This window comes from uncultured Maricaulis sp., assembly GCF_963976135.1.
Lineage (GTDB): Bacteria > Pseudomonadota > Alphaproteobacteria > Caulobacterales > Maricaulaceae > Maricaulis.
On sequence record NZ_CAXBKN010000088.1, the window covers coordinates 1 to 12,083 of the forward strand.

General features: G+C 62.1%; 11 protein-coding genes. 6 read left to right on the forward strand and 5 right to left on the reverse strand.

Annotation, left to right across the window (positions count from 1 at the left end; translation table 11 throughout):
- From typA to AAC023_RS11525, 3 genes are all read right to left on the reverse strand, one after another.
- On the reverse strand, nt 1-1,829 hold a 1,829-nt coding region (gene typA / locus AAC023_RS11515), incomplete at its 3' end, for a translational GTPase TypA (protein WP_339741317.1).
- Nucleotides 1,830-1,948: 119 nt separating this feature from the next.
- Nucleotides 1,949-3,067, reverse strand: coding sequence for a hypothetical protein (locus AAC023_RS11520; RefSeq protein ID WP_339741318.1), 1,119 nt, complete (start codon nt 3,065-3,067; stop codon nt 1,949-1,951).
- 159 nt (nt 3,068-3,226) lie between these two features.
- A complete protein-coding gene (locus AAC023_RS11525) occupies nt 3,227-3,703 on the reverse strand; it encodes a MarR family winged helix-turn-helix transcriptional regulator (protein WP_339741319.1) in 477 nt (158 codons plus the stop codon).
- Between the two features lie 113 nt (nt 3,704-3,816).
- On the opposite strand from AAC023_RS11525, the gene hppD reads away from it, so the two are divergent.
- The 6 genes from hppD (at nt 3,817) to AAC023_RS11555 (ending at nt 10,800) form a co-directional block, all read left to right on the forward strand.
- Nucleotides 3,817-4,890, forward strand: a complete 1,074-nt coding sequence (gene hppD, locus AAC023_RS11530; RefSeq protein WP_339741320.1) for a 4-hydroxyphenylpyruvate dioxygenase — start codon at nt 3,817-3,819, stop codon at nt 4,888-4,890.
- Nucleotides 4,891-4,898: 8 nt separating this feature from the next.
- Complete coding sequence (locus AAC023_RS11535) at nt 4,899-5,432, forward strand: VOC family protein (protein ID WP_339741321.1); 534 nt, start codon at nt 4,899-4,901, stop codon at nt 5,430-5,432.
- Between the two features lie 136 nt (nt 5,433-5,568).
- Nucleotides 5,569-7,413 carry a hypothetical protein gene (locus AAC023_RS11540; protein ID WP_339741323.1) on the forward strand — a complete coding sequence of 615 codons (1,845 nt, stop codon included), beginning with the start codon at nt 5,569-5,571 and terminating at the stop codon, nt 7,411-7,413.
- Between the two features lie 11 nt (nt 7,414-7,424).
- Nucleotides 7,425-9,254: a hypothetical protein gene (locus AAC023_RS11545; protein WP_339741325.1), complete on the forward strand. Its 1,830-nt coding sequence runs from the start codon at nt 7,425-7,427 to the stop codon at nt 9,252-9,254.
- Nucleotides 9,251-10,030 carry a hypothetical protein gene (locus AAC023_RS11550; RefSeq protein ID WP_339741327.1) on the forward strand — a complete coding sequence of 260 codons (780 nt, stop codon included), beginning with the start codon at nt 9,251-9,253 and terminating at the stop codon, nt 10,028-10,030. The genes AAC023_RS11545 and AAC023_RS11550 overlap by 4 nt, the downstream gene beginning before the upstream one ends.
- Nucleotides 10,027-10,800 carry a hypothetical protein gene (locus AAC023_RS11555; protein WP_339741328.1) on the forward strand — a complete coding sequence of 258 codons (774 nt, stop codon included), beginning with the start codon at nt 10,027-10,029 and terminating at the stop codon, nt 10,798-10,800. Before AAC023_RS11550 ends, AAC023_RS11555 begins: the two co-directional genes overlap by 4 nt.
- Before the next feature lie 18 nt (nt 10,801-10,818).
- Here AAC023_RS11555 and AAC023_RS11560 read toward each other — a convergent pair whose 3' ends face one another.
- Complete coding sequence (locus tag AAC023_RS11560; protein ID WP_339741330.1) at nt 10,819-11,262, reverse strand: hypothetical protein; 444 nt, start codon at nt 11,260-11,262, stop codon at nt 10,819-10,821.
- The gene (locus tag AAC023_RS11565; RefSeq protein WP_339741331.1) at nt 11,262-11,960 is read right to left on the reverse strand and encodes an SOS response-associated peptidase; all 699 of its coding nucleotides are present in this window, start codon (nt 11,958-11,960) and stop codon (nt 11,262-11,264) included. The genes AAC023_RS11560 and AAC023_RS11565 overlap by 1 nt, the downstream gene beginning before the upstream one ends.
- Between the last annotated feature and the right edge of the window lie 123 nt (nt 11,961-12,083).

A 12,083-nucleotide genomic window follows, 5' to 3' on the forward strand; every position in this document is an offset into this window, starting at 1 on the left:
TAGCCGCCGGCGGCGGTGCGGGCCCGTTTGCGCTCGAATTCCTTGAGGAAGATCTTGCGGATGCGGATGGATTGCGGCGTCACTTCGACGAGCTCGTCATCATCGATGAATTCCAGGGCAAATTCGAGCGTGACGCGGATTGGCGGCGTCAGCACAATGTTTTCGTCGGTGCCCGAAGCGCGCATATTGGTCAGCTTCTTGCCCTTGGTCGGATTGACGACCATGTCGTCATCGCGGGCATTGACGCCAATGATCTGGCCTTCATAGATATCGGCCGCGTGACCGAGGAAAAGCTTGCCGCGATCCTGCAGGTTGAACAGCGAGAAGCCGGCCACCTTGCCATCCACCATCGAGACCATGGCGCCGTTGTGACGCTGACCGAAGCGGCCTTCAGTGCGCGGGGCGTAGTGGTCAAATGTGTGGAACAAGAGACCTGTACCCGATGTCGCCGTCAGGAATTCGGACCGGAAACCGATCAGGCCACGGGTCGGGATGACATAATCCAGGCGCACCCGGCCATGCCCGTCCGGCACCATGTTTTTCAGATCGGCGCGGCGCTGGCCGAGCTTTTCCATCACCCCGCCCTGGTGGGCTTCTTCCATGTCGATGGTCAGAGCCTCGTAAGGCTCGCAGGTGACGCCGTCGATTTCCTTGAGCACGACGCGCGGCCGGCCCACGGCGAGCTCGAAGCCCTCGCGGCGCATGGTCTCGATCAGGATGGAGAGGTGAAGCTCACCCCGGCCCATGACGTTGAACTTGTCGGCATCGGCCATCTGCTCAACACGCAGGGCGACATTGTGGATCAGCTCGCGATCAAGGCGTTCCTTGATATTACGGCTGGTGACGAATTTGCCTTCACGGCCGGCAAACGGGCTGTCATTGACCTGGAAGGTCATCGACAGGGTCGGTTCGTCGACGGAGAGCAGAGGCAGGCCCTCGACAGTGTCCGGATCGCAAACCGTGTCGGAGATTTTCAGCTTGTCGATACCGGTGAAGGTAATGATGTCGCCGGCCTGGGCCGCGTCAATCTCGACACGCTCGAGGCCATGGAAACCGTAAAGCTGAAGGATCTTGCCCTTCTGGGTCGTGCCATCAGCCTTGGCGACCGTCACCGCCTGGTTCTTGCGGATCGTGCCGCGGGCGATACGGCCAATACCGATAACGCCGGTGAAGCTGGAATAATCCAGCGCCGACACCTGCAGCTGCAGCGGACCATCACGGTCGACCGGTGGCTCGGGCGTATATTCGGTGATCATCTTGAAGAGCGGCTCCATATCGGTGCCGATCTCGCCGGGATTGCTCGCCGCCCAGCCCTGCAGGGCGGAGGCGTAAACAACCGGGAAATCGAGTTGCTCTTCGGTGGCGCCGAGGCGGTCGAACAGATCGAAGGTCTGGTCCAGCACCCAGTCAGGGCGCGCTGACGGACGGTCGGCCTTGTTGATCACGACGATCGGCTTGAGGCCGCGCGCCAGGGCTTTCTTGGTCACGAAGCTGGTCTGCGGCATCGGGCCGTCAACGGCGTCGACGAGCAGAAGCACGCAATCGACCATGGAGAGGACACGTTCGACCTCACCGCCGAAATCGGCGTGTCCGGGCGTGTCGACGATATTGATCGACCAGTCGCCCCAGGTAACAGCCGTATTCTTGGCCAGAATGGTAATGCCGCGTTCTTTCTCCAGATCGTTGGAGTCCATCATGCGTTCGGATGTATTGGCGCGTTCGCCCAGCGTGCCCGACTGCTTGAGCAGCTGGTCAACGAGGGTGGTCTTGCCGTGATCGACGTGCGCGACGATGGCAATATTGCGCAGCTTGTCGAGGGACGCGCTCATGAGTGTAATCCTGCTTGGTGAAAAGGCGCGCCCTAATACGCCGCCATGCCCGGCCTGACCAGTGCTTATTCCGCATTATTAATACGGCTGCCGCTCTGACCGCAGCCGCATGCGGCGCCTCAGGCCTCCTGGGCAGGTAGTGCGCGGTCGAGAAGCGGGCGAATTGCGAGGACGCCAAGCATGGCAGCGAGGACCAGCAAAAACACGATCTGGCCCCGGTAGCGCGAGGTATGCTGGACCGACGCCAGGTCCACAACCGAGACGAAATACCAGGCCGGCCCGTCGATGCGGCTGAACGCGACCATCCAGCTGCCGTCCGGGGACCGCACCGCGCCGACAGAACGTGAGTCGCGCCGCACCATGTCCATGATCGCGTCCGGATCGAGCGCGGACCGGGCATGTTGCTGGGCTGGATCGATTGCGGGCTGGGGCCCGCGTGACAGGATATTACCGTCGCGATCGAACAGCATGTTCATGCCATTCAATGGCGGCCTCTCAAGGGCCGCGGCGAGCGTTTCGGTCATCGAGATCGAGGTTCCGAAGGCGCCGAGCAATTCACCGCCGCTCCGGACCGGCAGACGGCAGGCGCTCGCGGCACGTTCACCGCCATTGGCATAGACGAGGCGCGACAGCCGGGTGCACTGCATCGCATTATCGGGATTGCTCGCGAGATCGAACAGCACCGCATCCTCATCGCCACGCAACTCGAAATCGGCTGGCGCTTCACTGCGATAGAAGAGGAGCCTGTCCTCACGATGCGGTGCAAACATCACCAGGCGGCGATCAGGCGTGAAATAATACAGATTGGCGAACTGGCCGAGAAACGCCTCTCCGACGCTGCGCACGGTATGAAAGCCGGCCAGATAGCGGCGCTTTTCGGCATCCGTCATCGCGGCACCATCGGCCAGGAACGCGCCGACACCGAACACATAATCGCCATCGGCCGGGATCATGCCGTCGAATAATTCCGGGGCACTACGGCGCGTTCCATCCGCCATGACGGGGAAAAGCCGGTCGAATTCCGCATCGACAGCTTGATTCTGCAGCACATCCAGACGCCGCCGGAAGGTCTCTTCCGCGGCATGGGTCAGACGGCGCGCATCCTCAAAAATCTGCTGCTCGCGCTCGGCCCTCACACGGATATAGGCATTGAGATGCTCGACCTGGGCGGCTTCCAGGCGCCGATCGAGAATTCGATCGCAGGTAAAGCCCGCCAAGCCTGCCAGCAGGAAAGACACGCAAATCTGCCCGATCAAGATTGCCGATTTCCTGGACACCAAATTGCTTTCTCCGACCGCAAGCCGGCCACCCGTGAAGCCGGTTCGAGCGCCGAGGTCAACGCATCAATTATGAAACCGCGTCTGGGCGGGCGCAACAACGTCGCCATGCTGCGGGTGTCAGCCCCCGGAAGGGTCCGACATGGTCGAGACCAGTCGTCCCAGCAGGGCTGAGAACCGCCGTTGTTCATCATCGCTCAGCGCCGTGTGGATCTCCCGCGACACCGCTTCCACCCGCGGCATCAACGCCTGGTACAGGCGCTCACCGGTACCGGTGAGAAACAGGTGACTGACACGGCCATCGCCCGTCGAGGCTTCACGCCTGACCAGACCCGCGACGAGCAGGGCCTTGGTGGCGCGGCTGACAATGCCCTTGTCCATCGGGGTGATGGTGACAACTTCGGCCGCGGTACGGCCCGGTTGTTCGGCAATGGCCGCCATGACCCGCCATTGCGACAGGTTGAGCTGGCCATACTGCTTCACGATTCCCGCCGTGTGGCGTGAAATCCGGTCGGCCAGCACGGTCAGCTGATAGGGCCAATAACTGTCCAGCTCGATAACGCGCCGGGTGGCAATGGGGGTGTTGGAAGGCTTCATGCCGATAAATTAGTTGTTTTCACAACTTGACGCAAGCGCAACCGGAATGATACTCCAGCGGCAAGATGGGCATGGCCTCCATGCCAAACCACCACTATTCCGGGAGATGATTCATGGCCGATCTGTTCGAAAATCCTATGGGGCTTTGCGGCTTCGAATTCGTTGAATTCACGGCACCCGAAAAAGGGATACTGGAACCGGTCTTCCTCTCGATGGGCTTCACCCACATCGCCAACCACCGCACCAAGGATGTCACGCTCTGGCGCCAGGGCGGCATCAATATGATCATCAATTACGAGCCCAATTCACCGGCCGCCTATTATGCGGCCGAGCATGGCCCCTCGGCCTGTGGCATGGGCTTCCGCGTCCGCGATGCCGGCAAGGCCTACAAACTGGCCGTCTCCAAGGGCGCCGAGCCGATCGATATGAAGACCGGTTTCAGCGAGCTGAAACTGGCCGCGATCAAGGGGATTGGTGGCGCCTCGGTCTATCTGATCGACCGTTTCGAGGACGGCAAATCCATCTACGATGTCGACTTCGAATATCTCGAAGGCGTCGACCGTCACCCGGTCGGCTGCGGCTTCAATGTCATCGATCACCTGACCCATAATGTTTACAAGGGCCGGATGGATTACTGGGCGAATTATTACGAGACGCTCTTCAATTTCCGCGAGATCCGCTATTTCGACATCAAGGGCGAATATACCGGCCTCGTCTCGCGCGCCCTCACCGCGCCAGACGGTCTGATCCGCATCCCGCTGAATGAGGAAAAGGGCGAGAAAGTCGGCCAGATCGAGGAATATCTGCGTGAATACAAGGGTGAAGGCATCCAGCACATCGCCTTTTCCTGCGATAATCTGATCGAATGCTGGGACCGCCTGAAAAAAGCCGGCGTCAAATTCATGCCCGCCCCGCCATCGACCTATTACGACATGCTCGACGAGCGCCTGCCCGGCCATGGCGAGCCCGCCGACGAGCTGCGCCAGCGCGGCATCCTGCTCGACGGCACCACCGAAGGCGGCGAGCCGCGACTTCTGCTGCAGATCTTCTCGGAAAAGGCGATCGGACCGGTCTTCTTCGAATTCATCCAGCGCAAGCAGGATGAAGGCTTCGGCGAAGGCAATTTCGAAGCCCTGTTCAAATCCATCGAGGCCGACCAGCTGGCCCGCGGCGCCATCTCTGCCTAGGAGGCACCATGACCGTCAATCTCAAGCGCATCCACCACGTCGCCTATCGCTGCAAGGACGCGAAGGAAACGATGGAATTCTACAAGCGCGTCCTGAACATGGATTTCGTTCTCGCCATCGCCGAGGACCAGGTGCCATCGACCAAGGCGCCCGACCCTTACATGCACATCTTCATGGATGCCGGCATGGGCAATGTCCTGGCCTTCTTCGAACTGCCCAATTCGCCGGAAATGGGCCGCGACGAGCGGACCCCGCAATGGGTGCAGCACATCGCGTTTGAAGTCGAGAACATGGACGCGCTGGAAGCGGCCAAGGCCCATATCGAAGCCGAAGGCCTCGACGTGCTCGGCCCGGTCAATCACGGCATTTTCAAATCGATCTATTTCTTCGACCCCAATGGCCACCGTCTCGAACTGGTCGCCAACACGGCGACGCCCGAGCAGATGCAGCAACTGCACGAGGTGGCCCCGGCGATGATCGAGGAATGGAGCCGCACCAAGCGCGCGCCGAAACACGCCGCCTGGCTACACGAGCACGACTGAGCCAGTCCACATTTCTCCTCCCCCGCCCCGGCCGAAAAGCCGGGGCATTTTTTTTGCGTCGCCCTTGAAATCCTAGGCTTTTCATTTCCCAAACTCCTGGGGCGTGCTATTTCCCGCCTAACGGGGGACTGCACGCATGAATCGCTTGATAGGCGAATTACTCAGACGCCACGTGTTGCGGGTTGCGGCGGCGTATCTGATTACCGGCTGGCTGATCATGCAGATCGTCAGCGTCATGACCCCGGCGCTCAATCTGCCCGACTGGGTCGACGGCTTCTTCGCCGTCCTGCTGATCGCCGGATTTCCGCTCGCGCTCCTGCTAGCCTGGGCGTTTGAACTGACACCGGAAGGCGTGCGCCTGACTGCGGCGGCCGATGAGAGTGAAGCACCGCGAGCGCTGGTCAAAGCCGACATCGCGATCATTGGTCTGCTGGTCCTGGTTCTCGGCGTCGTCGGCTTTCAGATCCTGACACGCGGCATGGCAGCAACGGCCGAACCGGCCCCGGCGGCCGAATTCGCCTCCACCACACCCGCCGCGCCGGTCATTTCTGACGCTTCCATCGCCGTCCTGCCCTTCGCCGACCTGTCCCAGGCCGGCGACCAGCAATATTTCTCTGACGGGATTTCCGAGGAAATCCTCAACGTGCTGGTGCGCGTCCAGGGCCTCGATGTCGCCTCGCGCACTTCGGCCTTCCAGTTTCGCGGTGATGCGCTGGGCATCCCGCAGATCGCCCAGCGTCTCGGGGTGCGCCATGTACTTGAGGGCTCGGTTCGCAAGGATGGCGAGACGATCCGCATCACAGCCCAGCTGATCGATGCCCGCGACGACCGGCATTTATGGTCGCAGACCTATGACCGGCCCTTCACCACCGGCGCCCTGTTCGCGGTCCAGGACGAGATTGCCAATGCCATCGTAACCGCCTTGCGCGATGTGCTGGACTTGGCCGAGGCACCGGCCATTGCGGTTGAGGCGGTCACCGATAATGTCGATGCCTATTCGCTCTATCTCGAAGCGCGCACCCTGTTTCAGGCCCGGACGCGTCTGGACTATGTCGAGCAATTGCTCAAGCGCGCGGTCGAAATCGACCCGGAATTCTCGCAGGCCTGGGAAATGCGCGCCGCCGTGGTTTCCCTGGCCGTTGAATATGGCTTTTCCGCCCTCTCGCCAGACGAGGTTGCCCGCCAGACGGAAGACTTCGCGCAGCGCGCGCTCGACCTCAATCCAGACAGCTCCATGGCCCTGGCCGTGCTGGCAAAACTTGCGATGACCCGGTCGTCCGACATGCCGATGCGTGCCGACTGGTCAGACATCCTCGAGCAGTCCGCCCGTGCGGTCGAGCTCGACCCGAGAAATGCCTCGGCCCTGAACTGGCATGGCCTGGCACTGACAAGCGTCGGGCAGCTCGACGCGGCCCTGGCCAGTTTCGAGGCTTGCCTGCGAGCTGAACCCACCTACCGGCCATGCCGCGAAAACCAGGTCGAGACCCTCACCGCCCTCGGACGCGATACCGACGCCATTCAGGCGCTCAGGCAAGCGCTCGAAGTTGGCGCCATGAGTCCGGAATATACCAATCTGACGCTGCTCGCCCGTAACGGCGAACGCGATCAGTTTCTCTGGTCGGCCAACGCCTCCAACCGTCTGCTGGGCTGGAGCGGGCATGCCGAACTCTACGAGGCGCTCGGCCACGCCGACCGCAGGGACGAAGCGCTGGCGGAACGCATCCGTCAGTTTTACGCCCGCAATCCGGATCGGCACCCTGCCGCGATCGCTGCGGTACTGGGGCCCCTTTCCGGCGATGGCGAGGAGATATACCGGACCAGAATGAGCTGGCTGTTTTACGACCTCCACTACCCGCGATACCGCGCCTCGGCCTGGTTCCGCACCTGGATACGCGAGACCGGCATTCTCGCTTATTGGCAGAGTGAAGGTTTCCCCGATATCTGCCGCCCGGTTGGCGATGACGATTTCGAGTGTGATTGAGGCATGATCCGATGATGCAATTCCTCGCCGAACTTCGCCGCCGCAACGTCTTCCGCGTTGCCGCCGCCTATCTGGTGGCGGGCTGGCTGTTGATCCAGATCGCGGCGCTGCTGGAATCCAGCCTCGGCCTGCCGGACTGGTTCGATGCCGTCGCCATCGGCTTCCTCGCCTTGTGTTTCCCCGTTGCGCTGCTGCTCGCCTGGGCGTTCGAAATGACGCCCGAGGGCATGAAACCGACCGAGGCCCTGCCCGAAGGGGCGAGTGTGGCGCCCCAGAGCGCACGTGCCCTCGATTACGCCATCGTCGCCGGACTGGTCGCGCTCTTCGCCCTGATCGCCTGGCAGCAGCTGGCGCCGCGCGCCGCCGCTCCGGCCAGCGCAGTCACTGCGACCGGAACCAACGCCTCCGTTGCCGTACTGCCCTTCGTCGATCTGAGCCAGGCCGGCGATCAGGAGTATTTCTCCGACGGCATTTCCGAGGAAATCCTCAACGTGCTGGTCCGCATCCCGGGATTGGGCGTGGCCGGACGCACCTCGAGCTTTGCCTTCAAGGGCCGCAATGAAGACCTGCGCGAGATCGGCGAGGCCTTGGGCGTCAATCACGTGCTCGAAGGTAGTGTGCGCCGCTCAGGCACGAGACTGCGCATCACGGCCCAGCTGATCCGGTCCTCAGACGGTTTCCACATCTGGTCGGAAACCTATGACCGGGAAATCGCCGATATTTTCGACATCCAGGACGAGATCGCCGGTGCCGTCGCGGGCGAGCTCGCGATCTCGCTCGGGATTGACTGGCAGCCGCAGGCGCATGACCGCACCAGCGATATCGAGGCCTATGAGCTCTTCCTTCAGGCCCGCCAGCTCTATTTCCGGCGCGGTCAGCGCAATCTCGAGGAGGCGGCGCTCTTGCTGCAGGAAGTCGTCGCCCGGGACCCCGAGTTTGCGCCCGCCTGGATTTCCCTGGCCGGGGTGTATTCAGTGTATGAGTGGTATCAGCCCAATGACAGAATTGGTGACTATCCCTATTGGCGCCGCATCGGCCTGGCGGCTGCGCGGCGGGCAGCAGAACTCGATCCGCAGTCGGGCGAAGCGCAGAGTTATATCGGCATCTTTCTGACCCTCCAACATGAATGGATAGCGGCCTATCAGGCCTTCGACCGGGCCGTGGAACTCGAACCGCAAAACACCGCCGTCCTCGACAATGTTGCCCAGAATCTCGTCGATACCGGCTATTTCGTCGAAGCGCGGGTATTGGCGGCGCGCGCCGTCGCAATCGACCCGCTGGTGCCGATCTACCACAACACGCTGGGCTGGGCCTCGATGGGGCATCCCGACTATGGCGGAGACGCCGCGCTCGAGCAATTCCGGCTGGCGCGTGCGCTCGGACCGGACCTTCCCTTCGGCTATAACAACGCCTTGCGAACCCTGTTCAGCCGTGGACGGCGCGAGGAGGCCGGGCAGATTTTTGACGAGATATTGCGTCAAGGCATCTATGCCGAACGGGCTCGTGAGCCCATAGACCGCCTCATGGAAGCTTGGGCGGCCGGTGACACGGCGCTGCGCGCCCTGCCGCCGGACCACACATTCTGGCGTTCAGGGATTGCTATCCTGCTGGATGATGTGGAGATGGCCCTGGATACCGCCGAAATAAATTGGGCCAGAGAGCCGCAATCCAGTCTCAATCTCTTCCTCGGCCTGACGAGCAATTACCGCAATCATCCGCGCTGGCGGCAGCACATCCGCGATGTCGGCCTGATCGAGCTGTGGCAGGCGCGCGGCTTCCCCGAGGGGTGTCAGGCGCTTGGGGCGGATGATTTCCAGTGTGAGGCCCTGCCGGTCCGATGATTCTCTCCCGCATTATCCACCATCTGAAGACCCAGAACTGGACTGCGGTCGGGCTCGAATTCCTGATCGTCATTCTTGGCGTTGTGATCGGTTTCCAGGTCACCGAGTGGAACACACAGCGTCAGGCCCTCGCACGCGCCGAACTGCTCACCACACGCCTGATCGAGGATATGCGCGATGAACAATGGCGGGTGGAAGGCAATGCGATTTACTATGGCCAGGTGTCCGACAATGCCCAGCGCGCGATCGACGCGCTGGAGGGGCGACGGTCGGTTGATGATGAAACCCTGGTGATCGAGGCCTTCCGCGCGACCCAGATCTTCAGCTTCCCGGTGATCCGCACGACCTATGAAGAACTGGTCGCGACGGGAACCATCAATCTGATCGCCGATCAGGCCTTGATGACCGCGGCGGTGGAATATTATGAAACCGGGCCGGAAAACCTGAGCCTTCAGGATCGGGAGCGGGCCTACAGACGAGCTTTCGCCCGGCTTGCCGACCGCGCGCTTTATGAGGCCCTGGCCGAGAATTGCGCCGAGCCGCGCACGCTCGGAATTGGCGATTTCACGGTCTTGCCGGAGATCCTCGACTTTCCCTGCGACATTGACGGTCAGGACGAGGCGATCGCGGCCATGGCGGCGCGGTTGCGCAACTCCGATGCCCTCCTGCCACTCTTGCGCCAACGCGCAATCGAAACCTCGATCGAGAGCGCCTCGCAAATCTACTGGCAAAATCTGTTCGCGGAGATTCTGCCACCGGTGGAGGCCACGCAATGATCCTCTCCCGCATCATCCACCATCTGAAAACCCAGAACTGGACCGCTGTCGGCCTCGAGTTCGTGATCGTCATCGCCGGTGTGGTGATCGGTTTTCAGGTCACGGCGTGGAACCAGGCCCGCGAAGGCGAAGCCCGCGGGCAGGCCTATCTCGAGCGCATCCAGTCTGATCTGGCCGTCGACATTGCGAGCTATGATGACCGGATCGCCTTCTGGTCCGCGGTCTCCGATCACGGGGTCCAGGCGCTCGAAGCCAGCAATGACCCCGATCGGATTTCCGGCACCCAGGCTGACTGGGCGCTGATCGTCGCTTTCTTCCAGGCCAGCCAGGTCAGCGAGTTCAACGCCGTCCAGACCACCTATACCGAGATTACCAGCGCCGGCGAGCTCGGCCTGATCGCCAATCTCAATGTCCGCGAGCGCCTGTCGGTCTATTATACCCTGACAGAGAATTTCACGATGACCGAACGGCCTGCCTATCGTGTCACGGTGCGCGGCATCATCCCGGTTCGATTGCAACTCTATATCTGGGAAAATTGCTGGGATTCAGATTTTTATGGCCGCCAATTCCTGATCGCCTGTGACCCGCCGGCCGATAGCGGCGAGATCATGCGCACTGCGAACGTGCTGGCCGGCAACACCGAGCTTCACAATCAGCTTCGCTACTGGATCTCGACCCTCCAGGTCCTGCAGACAATGGGGCGAGACCGGCGCGGCGAGGCGGGCGATATTCGCGAAGCCATTGCGGCAGACCGCGGGGCTGAGCTTTGATCGCTGCAGCATCATGGTTCATCTGAGCCCCCGCAGCGCCTGCGCCGGGCCGGCATTGAGTTGCCAGTCGAGATCACTCACGACATCGGGGATGGGGCCGTAGGCCGCAAGGAAAGCGGCGTGTGCGGCCTGATTCTGCGCAAAGGCCGTCTGCGTCTTCGCGGCGGCAGGATCGAGCCCTTCGGCAATGGCCCAGCGCCCCATCTCCCCGCCCGCATTACCCAGCTCGCGAAACTGCATGTTGAGAAGGGCGAGGCATAGCGCCGGATTGTCCGGCCGGGCATCGCCATATTCGTCAAACACGGTGATGCGCAAAGCCGGGTTTTGCGGCGCCGAAACGACCAGCACGACGCCCTCATGTCCGCCCAGGCCCGGTTCGGGCGGAGCGGTCGTGATCTCAAGCTGGTGCTCGACGATGAAGGCCTGAAGCCTGCGGACGGCATCTCCCCCAGGCACAGCCATCAGACCAGCCCGGTCAATTGCGGCCCATCGCCGGGCTCGGTCAGCCATTCGCCATCAGTGCGCACATTGCCGACCGCCTTGTTGGCGGCATGGATCCAGAGCGTCTCCGACGGCGCGCCCTTGAGGATGAGCTCGATATCGGCGGTCTGCGGTTCCAGCCAGGGCTGGCACTCCTCCGGCCGCAACATCACCGGCATGCGGTTATGGACGCGCTTCATGGCGTCATTGGCCGGAATGGTGAGGATGGTGAAGCTGTCGATCACCGCACCCTCGATCTCGGCCCGGTCCCACAGCCCGGCCATGCCGAACCAGTCGGTGTCCTTCAGCCCGATGAACCAGGGCTGTTTCGCCCCCTTCTCGCCGGTCCATTCATAGAAGCCGACCGCCGGCACGATGCAGTGGCGGCGGCGGAATGAATGCCGGAAACTGGGCAGATCGGCAGCGGTCTCGGCCTTGGCGTTGAAGGTGGAGTATTTCATCTCGCTCAGCGGCTTGTGCCAGAAATGCGGCACCAGCCCCCAGCGCGCCATCGCCAGCTCATTGCCAAGCTCTTCATCCGTACGCTGCCGGATGATCGGGGCGAGCTGGGTCGGGGCGATATTCCAGCGCGGCTCAAGATTGGCCGCCGCCTGCTGGAGCTTGAACGTCTCCTGCAGGATCCACCATTGCAGCTTGCCGATCGCATAACGTCCACACATGGCGGGAGGTTAGCGCGAGTTGGGGGGGATTGCAGCCCGGGAGATGGGCCTTTCACTCACCCCAAACAACCAACCCCTTGTCATCCCTGACGAATGGCCCGCGAATGCGGGGCGCAGATCAGG